Source organism: Exiguobacterium sp. B2(2022) (assembly GCF_028823655.1).
Classification (GTDB): Bacteria; Bacillota; Bacilli; order Exiguobacteriales; family Exiguobacteriaceae; genus Exiguobacterium; species Exiguobacterium aestuarii_A.
The window spans coordinates 1-15,875 of sequence record NZ_JAPEHX010000008.1 but is presented as its reverse complement, the minus strand read 5'-3'; the positions used below and the strand labels follow the sequence as shown (position 1 = coordinate 15,875).

Here is a 15,875-nt window from a genome sequence, read left to right as displayed (position 1 = left end):
AGAATCGGATGTCCTTCTTTTTCATGTCAACCGTCTTAAATAGTAACGAATGACCACAATGGATAAAACCAGCCCGACTGCCGCATCCCATGTCGCGCCAAACCCAATCGAGGCGAGCACGAGAACGATGGATTGCACGATGAGTAACCGCATCGCCCACCACGAATAGCCTTCGATTCGTTCTTGACGGGTGATTGGTAGCCAAGACACGATGGAAATCGCCTCTAACCGTTTAAACAATGGAACGAGCTGTAACGCTGTCAACCCTACAAATAGTGGTGTGACGAATCCGACATACCAACCGCCTGACATCCACATGACGATGAGCGCCACCGCCGTCAATCGAAGAATCAGGTCGAGGGAGTCGTTCGAACGAATAATCCGAAGACCGTACACGTAACGGGACGCATCGACGCGTTGGAGCACTCGTTTTTCGAGTAGCTTTGTCAGAAGTCGTCGTTCCCGCACTTCTTCTTTCAAGGTCGGCAAGTCGACGAACCAGCTGATGACTCGTTCAAACTGAGCCCGACTCTTCTCCTCAAGCGCCAACCAGTGTAAGAGTGGGATTCGTTCGTTTCGTTTTACATGTAAGAAAATGAACGGCATGAACGCGGGCACCCACGCCCACTCTCTCCAATCCATGAGAAGACATGCGCCGCTCACGAGCGCGAACGGGACGATGAGCCATTCGCGTACCCCTTCCACTTTTGCCAATCGACCTGCAGCCGAAAGTAACATCATCGTGACAACGAACAATAATACCTCAATTCCAGTATAGCTCTCCGTCCGCACGAGAAGCGGCAATAAAATGAGTAAGACGAGAAGTGCTCGGATTGTCGCAAAGCCGATATTGAACAAGCGCACACCAATCATATAGGAACGAATCATCCCTAGTTCCGGGAGGAGGAACACTTGGTCCGCCTCTTGGATAAACGTTCTCGGACGATGACCGAGCGGGATGAGAATGAGAACCGCTGCGGCAATCCACCCCCCCGGAAACGTCCCATCAATACGTTCTAAAAAGTTGTTGTAGACGAATGCCCCGTATATCAAGGTGAAGTAGAGCGTGAACAAGAGTCCGCCGTTTGCGACGTAGCGACTATATTTGACGACCTCTTCCATCCAATTGCCGAGTCTTGATGTAAATCGATTCATGACGACCGTTCCTCCGACGCAATCGCCTCTACATAAATGTCATCGAGTGTCGCATCAGGTGACAATTGATACTTGTCTCGCAACTGTGCGGCCGTCCCGTTCGCAATGACGACACCTTGATGAAGGAAGACGAAACGGTCGCAATGCCGCTCCGCTGTCTCAAGAATATGGGTCGACATCAAAATCGCACAGTCTTGTTTGTACTCATCAAACAGTTGGAGCAACTGACGAATCGCTAGCGGATCAAGACCGACGAACGGCTCATCGACGATGAGGAGCGGCGTCTTCGTCACAAGGGCGCATAAGATCATCGCCTTTTGTCGCATCCCTTTTGAAAAGACGGACGGGAACCAAGTAAGTTGTTTTTCCATTCGCATTTCTTTTGCTAAACGCTTCGTCCGTTCGGTCAATTCTTCAGGACTTACGTCATATGCTTTCCCCATCAACTCAATGTGTTCTTGTAAGGTTAACGTCTCGTATAAAATTGGTGTCTCCGGTATGTAACTTACTTTCTTACGATACCTTTTTTCTGAAGACTCTAATGTTTCTCCATCAATTTCGATTTTTCCGGATAGTGGTGACAAGAGACCCAAAATGTGTTTGATCGTCGTCGATTTTCCAGCTCCATTTAGCCCTATCAACCCAACGAGCTCTCCTTTTTTCACTTCAAACGAAACGTCGTGCAAAACTTGCTTTCCGATATATCCGCCGTTCAATCGATCGACGTGCAGCATGAAAACCACACCTTTCATTTTCAACTTTTTTTCGTGGTATATGTTTTAAATGTTGTCACATGGGAATAATCTGAACTGTAAGGCATTTTAAAATAAAACATCAATACTCCCATTGTTCCACAAAATCGTTGAAAAGAACAATGGGCAAACAGAGGAAGGAGAAATGAATGATGGGGTTTATTCTTTATTTGATTATCGGGGGTATCATCGGTTGGTTAGCAGGATTAATTCTAGGTAAAGACGTACCAGGTGGAATCATTGGTAACATCATCGCGGGGATTATCGGTGCTTGGTTGGGTGGACTCATCTTCGGTGATTTCGGACCAATCGTAGCGGATATCGCGATTATCCCAGCTCTTATCGGTGCGATTATCCTTATTTTAATTGTATCGTTCGTCATGAAATCAATGCGTAAAAAGTAATTATTTATGTACAGGAGGGGCTTCCAAAATGGAATGTCCCTCTTTTTTCATTGAATCAATAAATACATCGCGTCATTTTTTTCAATAAATCGCTTCTCCGTTTCAAGACCAAAGAACGTGAAGAATGATTCGAAGAAAGATTGACCGTAATCCCACTCTGTTCCGAGTTTGTGTTCTGTTTTTTCTTTTGGTTCGCCGAGTAATGCAACCAAGTCGTCTGGTCGTTTATCAAGATTGATTAAAACTGACTGCACGTCTCCCTTTTCAAACACGATGGTCAAACGTTCATAATCCCATTTCCCATCACGTTTCCCATCTGGCTCTCCTAACGTTTCTTGAACCTTTCCTTCCGATTGTCCAATCAACGAATCAATCGTTTCTAACGGATGACCGGTTTGCGCTTCTACTTCGATCTCAATCAACTCTGCCCGCTTCAAATCGAACTGTCCCGCAATCGCTTCACTCGATTCCGGCATCAATGCATACTCGAGCGATTCAGGAGATGTTAATTGAATCGTCTCTGTTTCAGACACCGTCTCACCATTCGCCACGGCGACCGCCTTCACATCATAGCTTCCTGGCATCTTCTCGAACGTGAATCGTCCGTTCGCTTCATCAATCCGACCGACGCGCTGCCCATCGACCCAAATATTCGTCAACGGTACGTCTGAAGTGACATCGATTCGTTGTGGCAATAATTCAATCCGATAATCTGAAAAGCCAAAGCGCCCTTCACCTGTATCAATCAATCGAAACAGCCCTTCCGCTTCCATGCCTTTCGTGCGATTCGCACGATCTTGTGCGACTTCGGCGATGGCATCGCCACGAATGGATTTTTCAACGTTCAGCCAGCTCATAAACCGCAGCGCCTCGGCACGCGTTAACGTTTCGCCTTGATATTCTACTTTTTCCTCAAAGAAAGCACGGTCTTCCTCTAATAAAGCCTCTTTAAATGCGACGTGAATCTTATCTTGCTCCGCCGCCGGTTTGTATCCATATATATAGAAGATAATGGCTCCGACTAAAATGGTGAAAATAGATAATAGAAGAATCATTTTGGAATGACGTTCTTTCTTTCGACTTCTTGTATACGACATCTTTTCGCCTCCTTTCTTCAGTGCTTACTTCAAGTATAAAAGGAATCAATCTCTCTTCCAATCGTTCTTGCGCCTGAATTTCCGTGGTATGATGAAACAGAAATGACTTTTAGAATGGAGGAATATAGATGCATACCGATCCAACCTGTATCTTTTGCAAAATCGCTCAACAAGAAATCCCGTCGTATCGGGTATATGAAGATGAGGCGGTCGTCGCTTTCCTCGACCTCTCGCAAGTGACAAAAGGTCACACGCTCGTCATTCCGAAACATCATGCGAAAAACGTTTACGAGCTACCTGAAGAGGTCGCAGCGGACGTCTTCAAACGCGTCCCGACCATCGCAAAGGCCATTCAACGCGAAACAGGGGCAATCGGCATGAACGTCTTGTCGAATGCTGAGGAAGTTGCCGGACAAACGGTCTATCACTTCCACATTCATTTAATTCCACGTTTCGGACACGAAGATGGATTCGGAGCAAAATGGATTACACAAAATGATGCGTTCACATCTGAAGAACTCACAACCCTCGCATCGAATATTCAATCACACGTTTAAGACAGACCGAGACCCGTCAATCGATGACGGGTCTCGTTTTTTATGATTGATTGATTGAATCAAGGTGACGTTTCCGTTCTTCTTCTAATTGCGCTCGCTCGACCTGAAGTTTGATTGCCACTTCGTATAACTGTTGACGCGTCTTAACAGATGTCGCTTGTTCAAATTCTTTTCGTAATTCGGTTAGACGGGTATCTATTTCAAGCATACGTTTTTCTCGTATTGATTCTTCGCGTGCCTGCTCTGTTTGTTTCGACGCTTCATACCCCGCCTCTAGTGTGTTCATAATGGAGTCGGCCCAAGTGTCATCTCCCAGTCGTTTCGCAGCGAGATACAGGTCAAGCATGTCATCTACCCAACGCTTCGCTTTCTCCACTGAGGATCACCTTCCTTTACCTGTATTTTAAAATAAAATGATTTTTCGGTCAAAATTGAATGTTCTGAAAAATTTTATTTGCGATATAGGTTTTTAATCACTCTTTTTTGGTAAAATAATATGAAAAGAATGTAATTCGGATTATCCGAGCTTGAGGAGGGGAATGTTTTGTCGAGTCGCCAACGTCGAGATTGGATTGCTTTCGGCTTTGTCTTAGCATTTTTAGGAGTTGCCACGTTTAAAAAACTGGCGAGAGGTACGGCAAACGATGCTGCTGCTCAACAACATCGAGCATCCACAATCACTACGCTAAAAGAACAATTTGGGAATGTGGCGAAACATGCATCGCAAGTTGCCGCCGCAGGGAAACTGCAAGGAAAAGAATTGACTGATCAAGTGAAAGCCGAAGTCGAACGCTATCAACAAGACATTCAGCCTTCAGTCGAGCGAATTCAAGGGAACCTTCAGGAACTCTCGAACGTACAGTCTGCTATGACTGACAATACTGTCAATCAAACACAATGAGTGTTTGAGGTCATCGTCCGTCGATTACTTTTGATTTTTTATCCGGAAAGGATGGATCGAAATGGAACACGAAAAAGAATTCACTGGCCCTGAGGCCATGCTCTATAGCCACAAAATTATTCAATTGAGCAAGGCTTTGTGGAAAACCGTCGAAAAAGATTGGCAAAACTGGATTAAACCGTTTGATTTAAACATCAATGAGCACCACATCTTATGGATTGCCCACGCGTTAGGCGGCGCATCGATCTCTGAAATTGCAAAATATGGCGTCATGCACGTCTCGACCGCTTTCAACTTCTCGAAGAAGTTAGAAGATCGTGGATTACTTACGTTTTCGAAAAAAGAGACGGACAAGCGAAACACGTATGTCCAATTGACACCTGAAGGAGAATCGTTGTTGCTTGAAACGATTCACGCGTTTGATCCAGAAGGAAACGGCGTATTCCGCGCTTCACTTCCGCTCCAAGAACTTTATGGCAAGTTCCCTGACTTAACAGACATGACGGCCATCGTGCGTCGTTTATATGGGGACAACTTCATGGATATCTTTGCTGAAACATCAAAAATGATCACAGAAGAGGCAGGCAGACGTCCTGATGAGGATGAACTCAGTCAAGAAGCCTAACCTGCCGATAGAGTGGCTCTGTGACGTCTAACTCGATTCCTTGACGGACGCATGCCCCAAGAATCGTTTTTACGTCGAGCCTTGAATCTAACATACCCACAAAGTGGACGAGCAACGGCTCTATGGACGTAAACCCATAGCGCATTTGCTCGTTTTGTCGTGCCCGAATATCATCAAGCAACTGATAAAACGCCTCTACGTCCTGCTTTGTTAAGTTCGCTCGAATCACTTCATATTCAAACGGACGGTCCGTCCAATCGACAATCTCGAGTAAGATCTTCATCTGATATGATAAATGCTCGACCTTCTCTTCTAGTGACACTACCCTCACCCCATCATTTCACATTCTATTACATCATTATACGACAGGATTGTGTGCTATGATACTGTACAGACAAGAGAACAGCTGTCATGATTAGGAAAATGTGATATAGTCGGACTTAGAAACTTTAAAGAATTATTAGGGGTGGAATACATGTCAAACGGAATGACTAACGAACCAAAAAAGCAAGATAAAAAATTCTCAACCGGCGCTCTCGTCGGTGCATCTGCACTTGCACTGATCATCGGTGCTGGCGGCACATACGCAGCGACAAGCGCAGGCGGCGGAGAATCAGATAATTCAGCAGTCGTCACATATAAAGGCGGCGAAATCACACGCGGTGAAATCGCGGACATGAGTTACGACCGCATGGTGCCACAACTCGCATTCCAAGAGACGATGAATGCACTTCTTGAAAAAGAGTATGGTGACCAAGTCGAGCAAGAAAAAGTAGATGAAGAGTTCAGCAAGACAGAAGAACAATTCAACTCAAAAGAAGAATTCGAACAAGCGATTCAACAAGCCGGCATGAGCGGCACAGAAGAGTTCAAAGAAGCGCTTCGCGGACAAATGCTTGTCGATGCAGCTAAATCTGAACTTGTCGACGTTTCGGATGAAGAAGTCGAAGCACAGTTCGCTAAAGAAAACGTGGAAGTGGAAGCTAGCCACATCCTCGTCGAATCAGAAGAAGAAGCACAAGACATCATCAAACAGTTGAATGACGGTGCAGACTTCGCTGAACTCGCGAAAGAAAAATCAACAGATACAGGTTCTGGTGAACAAGGCGGAGAGCTCGGTTTCTTCTCTACCGGCACGATGGTACCTGAATTCGAAGAATATGCATTCAAAGAAGACGTCGTTGGAAAAGTCTCTGAGCCAATCCAATCGCAATTCGGTTTCCACGTCATCAAAGTGACAGATCGTAAAGAGAAAGACTTGAAACTCGAAGACGAGAAAGACCGCATTCGTGAAGAGTTGGCAACAGAAAAATCAGCTTCTGTCGATGCAAACAAAATTTACGCGGAGTTGATTGAAAAATACAACGTTGACGTAAAAGATGCAAAAGCAGAGCAACAATTTGACGCTGTCAAAGAAGCAATCAAAAACGCAGACGAGTCTTCTGAAGAGTCGACTGAACAATAAGACAAAAATGGCACTCCGTAATGGAGCGCCATTTTTTTATGAACATATTATAACTTTGGACGATAGAAGGCACGGTTATCGAGTGCCATGACACGCTCCGTAAACGTACCCGGTTCGACGCCTTCATACGCTTTCTCGAACATGTTCATCCGTGCATCGATGTTGTCGATGAAGAACAGCATCTCCGCTTCAGGGAGTTGTGGCGTATTCGCCGACCCCCATTCCGGTTTCCCATGATGGCTTAAGACAAGATGTTGCAACAACGTCGTCACTTCTCGGTCCGTCCCAAGCTCACGTGACACGACTTCTAGTTCAGATGCCATGAGTGAGAGATGGCCGAGCAACTTGCCCTCAAGCGTGTATTCAGGTGTGATTGCATCCGACAACTCGATCACTTTCGCCAAGTCATGCAAGACCACCCCTGCAATCAGCAGGTCTCGGTTCAACGACGGATACAGCTCACACATCGTGTCCGCAAGCTTCAGCATCGACATGACGTGGAATGCGAGTCCGGAATAGACCGCGTGATGATGTCGCACAGCAGCCGGATACGTGAAGTATGCCTCTTCGTGACGATTGACGACTTCTTCAACGAGACGACGAATGTCATCGTGTTGCAGTGACGTGATGAATCCACGGATGGTCGTTTCAAGTTCTGACTTCGGAATCGGCGCCGATCGAACGTACGGGGCGATATCGACTTCTTGCTCGATGATTGAAATTTGCTTCAACTTCAATTGCGTCCGACCACGATAGTCCATCACTTCACCCGCCGCATGGACGATTTTTTTCGTCGCATACTTTTCGGTATCCGAACTATCCCATAACTTTGTTTCAATTTCACCACTCTCGTCGCAAAGGATTAATGTTAAATAAGGCTTTCCGTTCCCGGCAAGTCCCTTATACGATTGTTTGATCATGACATATTGGTCTAGCGTGTCGCCCACTTTGAGCTGACCGATTTTTGTCGTCAATGAAAGCACCTCTCTCTTGTTCAGTACCTTCATCTTATCGAAACTTTGCGACAGATGCCAACATTCCTGACAATTTGGGAATACTACTACTATAGCGAATTGGAGGAATAGACGATGGAATGGGATTGGTACACGCGCCCCGAGGATTATGTGGAAGTAGATTCTCGATATGCACTGGCCTATACGTATTGGCTCGAGCAGTTGACGACCGCAAGCGTCACAAAAATCGTGGTCGAGGATGGTTATATGTACGGCTCACTTACACTCGACTACGAGCAATTAGAACGTGAGCCTCAGAAAATCGGGCACTATTTTATCGGTCCTGATTTTTTATGGACGATTGGATTTGACGATTTGCATCATGAATCGGTCCTTGCGAAAGACTGCAACTCACCGATTGAAGCGTTCTATGAGTTGCTTGCCGAACGGATGAACAATTACTTTCACGGAATCGATGAATTCGAAGAACGACTTCTCGTGGCACAGCGAGAAATGGCAGGACAAGTCCCTGCCACGTTCATGAATGAAATCTTTGGTCTTCGGAGTGAAATCGAACGGTGGTCCGATACGGTCACTCCTTATAAAGAACTCGTCATGGCAGGACGTGAGGCCTTTCTCGATATCGACCTACAAACGTTGAGACCTTATCAACTCGCGGATTATCGAGTCAGTCGACTATTGACGTTAATCAACCACTATCAAGGCGACGTTATCGCGATGACAGACCTCGCCTCGACACTTTCTAACTTTCGGGGAAATGAAATCATGAAGGCACTCACCGTCTTCACGGCACTCACGACCCCTGTCGTCGCGTTCGGTGCCGTATGGGGAATGAACTTTAAAGAGATGCCTGAACTAGATTGGCCGTTCGGTTACGCGTTCGCCTGGTTGATGATTCTATTCTTCACTCTTATCATTCAAGTATGGTTGAAACGGAAGAATTGGATTGGATCGTTGTTACAATTCCCGAATCAAACCACTTCATCAAAGAATAAAGCGAAACAAAATCCTAAAAAAACGAACAAAAGTTCCTTATAATAAAGAAAAGAGATTTGCACAGGAAAGGTGATGTTATGGAACGACTCATCATTCATGTGGACATGGATGCCTTTTATGCCTCCGTCGAACAACGGGATCGTCCAAATTTACGTGGGAAACCTGTCATCGTCGGTGGACCACCTCACAGTCGTGGAGTCGTTGCCACTTGTTCATATGAGGCGAGGAAGTACGGCGTACACAGCGCGATGTCATCACGTCGCGCTTTTACCTTGTGTCCGCACGCCACGTTTGTCAAACCACGATTTCAAGCCTATCGACAAGTCAGCGCGCAGGTCATGGACATCTTTAAGTCGGTTACTCCTCTCGTCGAACCGTTATCCCTTGACGAAGCCTATTTAGACGTGACCGAAAATACGCTATTGAGTACATCGGGTCCGTATATCGCTCGCTATATCCTAGGAGAGATTAAACGTCGTACCGGTCTCACAGCATCCGCTGGCGTCGCGCCTTCAAAGTTTGTCGCAAAAATCGCGTCCGGTTTTGAGAAGCCGAACGGCCTTACCGTCGTCTCACCTGAGAAAGTCGCTGATTTTCTCTCCCCCCTCTCTATCGAAGCAATGCACGGTGTCGGGAAAGTGACCGCCCAAACGCTTAATAAAAGTGGCTATCATACAATCGGTGACCTTCAACAAGCTCGTCCCGAACAACTGAAGGCCATCTTTGGACATGATCGCGGGCAACAACTGTATGAACTAGCACATGGACGAGACACGCGTCCTGTCATCGCCACGCGCGAGCGTAAGTCAATCGGGTCGGAAACGACGTTTGCGTTTGATATCGACGATCCCGAAGAAGTATTTGAACGAGTCATTCCCGAAATGGAGGACGTGTTGCGTCAGCTCGATCGCCGCGAACTAAGTTGCCAAACCGTCACGATTAAATTAAAGACGAGCGAGTTTCAAGCCAGAAGTCATCAAATCAAATTGAATCATCCGACGCATGACCATGATGAGATTCGACGACTGGCAAGACGCCTCTTCGATGAGATGAATGTCACCGAGCCCGTTCGCTTGATCGGACTGACCGTATCGGACTTGATTCCTCGAACTGAATCCACACGGCAACTGACATTTGACGAACTGACGAAACCTTCTCTTGAAGAATGAATGACCATTCATTAAAATAGAGAAAAAGGGGGTCGTGTGAATGGAGACATACACGGTGACAGGATTCGAGAATGATGGCACGCTCGTGTTGAACGAAATGTTCGAAGCAAGCGATGATCAATCAGCCAAACAGCAAGGGCTCGACATGCTTCGAGCAGCAGGGCATGAACATAAAGGAGCACGCATCGTTCGCCGGGGACAACTCATCTATTTCGAACGTTGCAAATTACCGGGGAAATTAAAAGGAACAGCATCCTAAGACAAGGCAGACCGACATAAACGGTCTGCCTTTCTCTATTTAACACAACGTTAGAATGGAAAGAGAAGAAGAATCATGAGAATTCCGACGATGCCGGTGAGTAGTTGCAACGGCACACCGACTTTGACGAAATCAATGAATCGATAGCCTCCTACACTAAACACCATCGCGTTTGTCGGAGAACCGAACGGTGTTATGAAAGCAAGGGATGCTGAAATGGCGACAGCGATGACGAACGGGACTGGACTGACCGCCATGGATTCCGATAGAGCGATGGCTAGCGGAATGAACAAAATAGAAATAAGACGACGAGGACCCAGGCTGGCCCAAAGCCCGCGAACGACCGCCCAATCCAGTCGACAAGCCACGCCATGATGCCCGCCTTCTCAAGTGCCGTTCCTATCGGGATCATCGCGGCAATCAAGACGAGTGAAGACCATTGAATCGATTGATACGCAATGTCTAGGTGGCGCACGGCTCCGCTCATCACCATCGCAAGTGCCGCCAGCCAAACCGCAACGGTCGGATCAACCCATTCAAACACGAACAACGTCATCATCATAACCATGATCACACCTGCCGCAAGTTGATGATGACTCGACACCGTCCGATTCGCTACATCCGTCACCCGCTCGTTCGAGAGGAGTAGTCGTGCCTCTTGTTCAACTCGCTCTAAATCGTCCCACTTCCCTTGTACCATCAACAAGTCCCCTTGTTTTAGAGGCGTATCTTTCAGGTGTACTTGTGCAATTTCTTCTTGTGGGCGGATGACACGCAAGACGTTCACATGAAACTCATTCCGTAACTGGCTCTCATGAAGACATCTCCCTACAAGTTGACTCGACCCTGGAATCGTGAACATGACGATGCCACCGGTCTTGTCATAGACGTTTGTTGCCTCAACCTGCTGAAACGGAATGTGTTGTTGTTTCGAGAGAGAACGGACTCGCTGCTCATCCCCACTGACGAGGATCGACCCGGCACGCAATACGGTGTCAGCGCGAGCAGTTTCGTATGGTTTTCCTATTCCTTTCACTCGTTCCTTTAATACGATGATACCGTCACGCGACCATTTCAATTCACTTAGTCGTTTGCCAATCAACGGATGTACCTCGTCAATCGACAGGACATACACGTTCGGGTTGATCGTCTCGGTTGCACCGCCTCCATCCCATTCCCTTGAACGATTATCTTCGAGCAAGCGATTTCCGACGAGGCGAAAATAGAACAAGCCGACAATCATCACGACCGCACCGATTGGGAACAAAGAAAAGAAGCCGATCGGCACATCAATCAGACCTCGTAGCGATTCAGCTGCGACAAGGTTCGGCGGTGTCCCAATCAATGTCATCGTCCCTCCGATGCTCGAGAAGAAAGCAAGCGGCATCAGATACGTCTTTGCGGATCGTTTGATTTGTCGGGACATCGCCATGACGACAGGAATGAGCAATGCGACCGTCCCTGTGTTCGACATGACGCTTGAAAGCAAGGCGACGGTCAACATGAACAAATAAAAGAGTCGTGTCTCACTTCCGTTCGCATACGGGATGAGTGCAGAAGCCAATCGTTCCGCTAAACCGGAATGAAACAACCCTGCTCCGACGATGAATAGTCCAGCAATCATCAAGACGACTGAATTTGAGAATCCCGCCATCGCCTCACCCGGCTTCAATTGATTGGTTAGAACGAGACTTAAAAGACCGATCAATGCGACCAAGTCTGCTCGGAGCCAACCTGTTATGAAAAAGAGAATCATTCCGAATAGAATGAGCACGGTCCACATGCCAGTTCACCCTTTCCCCATCATTCTACTTTCATTATAAACCCTCTATGAAAACGCTTACCTCATTCTTGTGACAATCTCATCAACAAAAAAACGGATGGCTCAATCGCCATCCGCTTCTCACATCTTATTGAACTTCGTTTTCATTCACCATCGGCGCGTAAAGCTCCTCAAGTGGTTTCATGATGATTTTCGTTACTTCTGTAACGAGCTGGTGCATGCGTTGCTCTTCTTGCATGAGCTCCATGATCAATTCGTTCTGTTGAACGCTCATCATTTTCGTTTGCGCATCCATCATTTCCTGCTCAGAGATTTCTTCTCCTTGCATTTGCTTTTGTTGAAGCGTCATTTGGATGTTACGGAAGTCAGCGAACAACTGGTTCGCTTCCGCATCCGCATTGACACGATCGTATAAAGAAGAGAGTGTTGTGAACTCTTCAGAATCGCGAAGTGCTTTCTCCAATTGGTAAGCTTGGTCGTACAAGTTTGTTTGTGACATGTAACGTCCTCCTAAATGCTATTAGGGTCGAGCTCATCATAAGATGGCAATTAACCCTTGAATCAACCCAATCATACCACCTAACAGCGCTCCAAGCCATGTTATTGCCCGGAACTCTCGTTTCGAGATTGATAAAACAATCTCTTCGAGGTACGAGGTGTCGAGCGACTGGACTTGTTGCTGTACGATTTGATCGATTTTTAAGCGGTCCATAATCGTCTCCATTTGATTCGTGAAGCGCTCAATGACAAGGGTGACCCCTTGAGGTACGAGTTCATCAACGACACGGGATTCGATGGACTCGGTATACGATGAGACTGGTCGATCCAACAATTGCCCGATCGGCAAACGCGTGACGACTTGCTCGGTGATCCCGTCGATGAGTCGAGCTTCTAAACGTTCATCCATCAACGTATCGACCGTCTTTTCACTGAATCGTTCGAACTCACGTGTAATCATCGTCGTCATGCCGTCACGAGTCGACTGACCTCGTAAAATATTGACGATTTCTGGTCGAACCATCTCGACAAAATTCATGTTTTGAATGAATCCTGCGATAAATCCAAGTCGACGTTGAACGAACGAATCGACCATATGACGAAGTTGCGCCTCACCTTCAGGAGAATAAAAATACTCTTCCGATTTGACGAGAAGTGCCTCAACAATTTCAGGAATGACTGCCCGTACACGGTCCATTCCTTCTTCTCCAAGCAATTCAAACAACTTCCGTTCTTTCACATCGGACATGACGCTCGTTAGCTCGTCACGTAACTTTTCATCCGCCGACGTAAGGATGCGTGCCTCTGCGTTCGGGTAGAGGGGTTCTACGAGTTCTCGAACGGTTTTATCCGAGCGTAGCATCGCCTGAACTTCTTGTTGCGCAAAGTGCGTAATATGCGTCGTCACTTGGTCATCTAGTAAACGTTTTCGCATGCCTTCCGGCGTCAATAAATGTTTGACGACCGTTTTTCCTAAGCTAGATGCCAATTCATCCCGACGTTTCGGAATGAGACCTGGTGTAAAAGGAATCCGGAATGAACCGATATATTTCGGTTCATGTGGCCGGAACAACATCTTGATGGCGAGAAAGTTGGTCACGCCACCAATCGTCGCCCCAATCACAATCATGAGTAAAATCTTTAATAACCCGTCCAAACTGCAAGCCTCCGATCTGAAATATGATACATTGTTGATGAGGTGATAGTATTGAATACGTTTGATCGTATTAAATCGATTTTTCCGACTGCTGTCCATCGGTCGGAAGATGCATCTGGGGACCTTGACTGGTTCGAGACGCAAGATGGTACCATATTTGGGCTCCCGACGTTCGAATTGACCGAACGTGAACAGCAATTGCTCCGCATGTGGGCGACCCCGTTCCTTCAGTCCGACCCACATCAGCGAAAATGGCAAGAACGCCTTCAAGATGAGACATACCGTCTTGAACAATCATTCCGGCTCATCTCTCTTTCCCTCCAAGAAGCAGAAGAGGAAGCGTTCGAATCATTCATCAGCATCATCCACGACTTCATGCCACATGCTGAAATCGTGTTGATCACAACCAAACATATCGAACTCATCGAACGAGACACGTTTGTCGACCTTCAGGAGTTCGAGGACGTCTTGCGTGCCATCGCGAGCGATTGCTTCATCGAAGCACACGCTGTCTATAGCGAACGTTCTCAAGGTCCTCTTGCCCGTGTATATCGTCAACATCAACTGCTCATGCCATACGCTCGTCTATCTACTAAAACTTACCCTGCTAGTCAATTATTATACCATTATTTACTACAAGAGCAGGACTTAAAAGAGCGGAACCATATCACGGCCACACTCATGGAGATGCTTGATTTATCGACGATTGAACTGCTCGAAGCGTTGTTCAGTCATTCATTGAACGTCTCCCACACGGCCAAAGCGCTCTTCATGCACCGAAACACGCTGAATTACCGACTCGATCGCCTGTTCGAGACGACGGGTTATGATGCACGGAAGTTCTATGACGCGAGCCTTCTTCAACTAATGGTCACGTTGCACAAATCCGATTGACGGTTTTTGTGCAACTTGTCTATATTCAATGCAAGCGGTTGCTATTATAAACACACAGATTCTTTAGGAGGCTAACGACATGGCAGAAATTCGTTTAGAACATATTGATAAAATTTACGATGGTGGCGTCAAAGCCGTCAGCGATTTCAACTTACACATTAAAGATCGTGAGTTCATCGTCTTCGTCGGACCGTCTGGTTGCGGTAAATCAACGACACTTCGTATGATCGCAGGTCTTGAAGAGATTTCAAACGGTGACTTTATCATTGACGGGAAACGAATGAACGACGTTGCTCCTAAAGATCGTGATATCGCCATGGTCTTCCAAAACTACGCGCTCTATCCGCACATGAGTGTCTATGACAACATGGCGTTCGGCTTGAAGCTCCGTAAGTTCCCGAAAGACGAGATTGACCGTCGCGTAAAAGACGCTGCTCGTATTCTCGGTTTGGAAGAGTACCTCGAGCGTAAACCAAAAGCGCTCTCAGGTGGACAACGTCAGCGTGTTGCCATCGGTCGTGCTATCGTCCGTGACGCAAAAGTCTTCTTGATGGATGAGCCGCTCTCGAACTTGGATGCAAAACTTCGTGTACAAATGCGTAAAGAAATCATCCAACTTCACAATCGTTTGGACACAACGACAATCTACGTTACCCACGACCAAACAGAAGCGATGACACTCGCAACGCGCATTGTCATCTTGAAAGATGGTCTCATCCAACAAGTCGGTTCGCCAAAAGAAGTTTATGATCATCCAGACAACATCTTTGTCGCTGGCTTCATCGGCTCACCATCGATGAACTTCTTCCGCGGTACGCTCGCTGAAGGTAAATTCATCACGAACGGTGAAGAAGTCAACGTTCCTGAAGGAAAAATGAAAACACTTCGTGACCGCGGCTACGTCGGAAAAGAACTCGTCCTCGGGATTCGTCCAGAATCAATCCATGATGAGCCAATCTACATCGACTCACCAACGACACACACGTTCAAAGCGCACATCGACGTCGCTGAGCTCATGGGCTCGGAGTCTTACCTCTACGCTGAACTTGGTGGACAACAGTTCACAGCACGCGTTGACGGCCGCTCGAACATCCACATGGGTGACGATGTCGAACTCGCACTCGATATGACGAAAGCACACTTCTTCGACGGTGAAACAGAACAAGTCATCCGTTAAGCCATACAAAAAG

General features: G+C 46.8%; 20 protein-coding genes. 10 read left to right on the top strand and 10 right to left on the bottom strand.

Annotated features, from left to right (window positions below; genetic code table 11):
* Positions 1-21: 21 nt before the first annotated feature.
* Complete coding sequence (locus tag ON063_RS02710; RefSeq protein ID WP_274664146.1) at positions 22-1,155, bottom strand: ABC transporter permease; 1,134 nt, start codon at positions 1,153-1,155, stop codon at positions 22-24.
* On the bottom strand, positions 1,152-1,889 hold the full coding sequence (locus ON063_RS02705) for an ABC transporter ATP-binding protein (protein ID WP_263600772.1): 738 nt from the start codon (positions 1,887-1,889) through the stop codon (positions 1,152-1,154). The genes ON063_RS02710 and ON063_RS02705 overlap by 4 nt, the downstream gene beginning before the upstream one ends.
* Before the next feature lie 170 nt (positions 1,890-2,059).
* Between ON063_RS02705 and ON063_RS02700 the strand changes: the two genes are divergently transcribed.
* Positions 2,060-2,311, top strand: coding sequence for a GlsB/YeaQ/YmgE family stress response membrane protein (locus ON063_RS02700; RefSeq protein WP_031421191.1), 252 nt, complete (start codon positions 2,060-2,062; stop codon positions 2,309-2,311).
* A 47-nt stretch (positions 2,312-2,358) separates the two neighbouring features.
* Here the strand turns inward: ON063_RS02700 and ON063_RS02695 are convergent, their stop codons facing one another.
* Positions 2,359-3,408: a hypothetical protein gene (locus ON063_RS02695; protein WP_274664145.1), complete on the bottom strand. Its 1,050-nt coding sequence runs from the start codon at positions 3,406-3,408 to the stop codon at positions 2,359-2,361.
* A 128-nt stretch (positions 3,409-3,536) separates the two neighbouring features.
* Between ON063_RS02695 and ON063_RS02690 the strand changes: the two genes are divergently transcribed.
* Positions 3,537-3,965: an HIT family protein gene (locus ON063_RS02690; protein WP_214696201.1), complete on the top strand. Its 429-nt coding sequence runs from the start codon at positions 3,537-3,539 to the stop codon at positions 3,963-3,965.
* A 40-nt stretch (positions 3,966-4,005) separates the two neighbouring features.
* On the opposite strand, the gene ON063_RS02685 is transcribed toward ON063_RS02690, so the two are convergent.
* Entirely contained in the window at positions 4,006-4,341 is a 336-nt protein-coding gene (locus ON063_RS02685) for a hypothetical protein (protein WP_214696207.1), read from the bottom strand.
* 168 nt (positions 4,342-4,509) lie between these two features.
* Between ON063_RS02685 and ON063_RS02680 the strand changes: the two genes are divergently transcribed.
* Positions 4,510-4,866 carry a hypothetical protein gene (locus tag ON063_RS02680; RefSeq protein ID WP_074032623.1) on the top strand — a complete coding sequence of 119 codons (357 nt, stop codon included), beginning with the start codon at positions 4,510-4,512 and terminating at the stop codon, positions 4,864-4,866.
* A gap of 61 nt (positions 4,867-4,927) precedes the next feature.
* Positions 4,928-5,491, top strand: a complete 564-nt coding sequence (locus ON063_RS02675; protein WP_015880933.1) for an HTH-type transcriptional regulator Hpr — start codon at positions 4,928-4,930, stop codon at positions 5,489-5,491.
* Here the strand turns inward: ON063_RS02675 and ON063_RS02670 are convergent.
* The gene (locus ON063_RS02670) at positions 5,475-5,813 is read right to left on the bottom strand and encodes a DUF1878 family protein (protein ID WP_274664144.1); all 339 of its coding nucleotides are present in this window, start codon (positions 5,811-5,813) and stop codon (positions 5,475-5,477) included. The genes ON063_RS02675 and ON063_RS02670 overlap by 17 nt on opposite strands.
* Positions 5,814-5,966: 153 nt before the next feature.
* Between ON063_RS02670 and ON063_RS02665 the strand changes: the two genes are divergently transcribed.
* On the top strand, positions 5,967-6,956 hold the full coding sequence (locus ON063_RS02665) for a peptidylprolyl isomerase (protein ID WP_274664143.1): 990 nt from the start codon (positions 5,967-5,969) through the stop codon (positions 6,954-6,956).
* Between the two features lie 47 nt (positions 6,957-7,003).
* On the opposite strand, the gene ON063_RS02660 is transcribed toward ON063_RS02665, so the two are convergent.
* On the bottom strand, positions 7,004-7,963 hold the full coding sequence (locus tag ON063_RS02660; protein ID WP_274664142.1) for an HD domain-containing protein: 960 nt from the start codon (positions 7,961-7,963) through the stop codon (positions 7,004-7,006).
* 81 nt (positions 7,964-8,044) lie between these two features.
* Between ON063_RS02660 and ON063_RS02655 the strand changes: the two genes are divergently transcribed.
* From ON063_RS02655 to ON063_RS02645, 3 genes are read left to right on the top strand one after another with little or no spacing between them, the layout of a single operon-like run.
* A complete protein-coding gene (locus ON063_RS02655; RefSeq protein ID WP_274664141.1) occupies positions 8,045-8,968 on the top strand; it encodes a magnesium transporter CorA family protein in 924 nt (307 codons plus the stop codon).
* A gap of 35 nt (positions 8,969-9,003) precedes the next feature.
* Positions 9,004-10,095 (top strand): DNA polymerase IV, encoded by a 1,092-nt coding sequence (gene dinB / locus ON063_RS02650; RefSeq protein WP_274664140.1) that lies wholly within the window; start codon positions 9,004-9,006, stop codon positions 10,093-10,095.
* 40 nt (positions 10,096-10,135) lie between these two features.
* The gene (locus ON063_RS02645) at positions 10,136-10,354 is read left to right on the top strand and encodes a YhzD family protein (protein WP_074032616.1); all 219 of its coding nucleotides are present in this window, start codon (positions 10,136-10,138) and stop codon (positions 10,352-10,354) included.
* A gap of 50 nt (positions 10,355-10,404) precedes the next feature.
* On the opposite strand, the gene ON063_RS02640 is transcribed toward ON063_RS02645, so the two are convergent.
* From ON063_RS02640 to ON063_RS02625, 4 genes are all read right to left on the bottom strand, one after another.
* Entirely contained in the window at positions 10,405-10,647 is a 243-nt protein-coding gene (locus tag ON063_RS02640) for an SLC13 family permease (RefSeq protein ID WP_274664139.1), read from the bottom strand.
* The gene (locus ON063_RS02635; protein ID WP_274664138.1) at positions 10,632-12,137 is read right to left on the bottom strand and encodes an SLC13 family permease; all 1,506 of its coding nucleotides are present in this window, start codon (positions 12,135-12,137) and stop codon (positions 10,632-10,634) included. The genes ON063_RS02640 and ON063_RS02635 overlap by 16 nt, the downstream gene beginning before the upstream one ends.
* Before the next feature lie 127 nt (positions 12,138-12,264).
* Positions 12,265-12,636 carry a YlbF family regulator gene (locus tag ON063_RS02630; RefSeq protein ID WP_074032614.1) on the bottom strand — a complete coding sequence of 124 codons (372 nt, stop codon included), beginning with the start codon at positions 12,634-12,636 and terminating at the stop codon, positions 12,265-12,267.
* A gap of 36 nt (positions 12,637-12,672) precedes the next feature.
* The gene (locus tag ON063_RS02625; RefSeq protein WP_427373290.1) at positions 12,673-13,764 is read right to left on the bottom strand and encodes a DUF445 domain-containing protein; all 1,092 of its coding nucleotides are present in this window, start codon (positions 13,762-13,764) and stop codon (positions 12,673-12,675) included.
* A gap of 69 nt (positions 13,765-13,833) precedes the next feature.
* On the opposite strand from ON063_RS02625, the gene ON063_RS02620 reads away from it, so the two are divergent.
* Both ON063_RS02620 and ON063_RS02615 read left to right on the top strand, forming a co-directional pair.
* On the top strand, positions 13,834-14,685 hold the full coding sequence (locus tag ON063_RS02620; protein ID WP_274664136.1) for a PucR family transcriptional regulator: 852 nt from the start codon (positions 13,834-13,836) through the stop codon (positions 14,683-14,685).
* A 79-nt stretch (positions 14,686-14,764) separates the two neighbouring features.
* Positions 14,765-15,862: an ABC transporter ATP-binding protein gene (locus ON063_RS02615; RefSeq protein ID WP_274664135.1), complete on the top strand. Its 1,098-nt coding sequence runs from the start codon at positions 14,765-14,767 to the stop codon at positions 15,860-15,862.
* Positions 15,863-15,875: the final 13 nt, after the last annotated feature.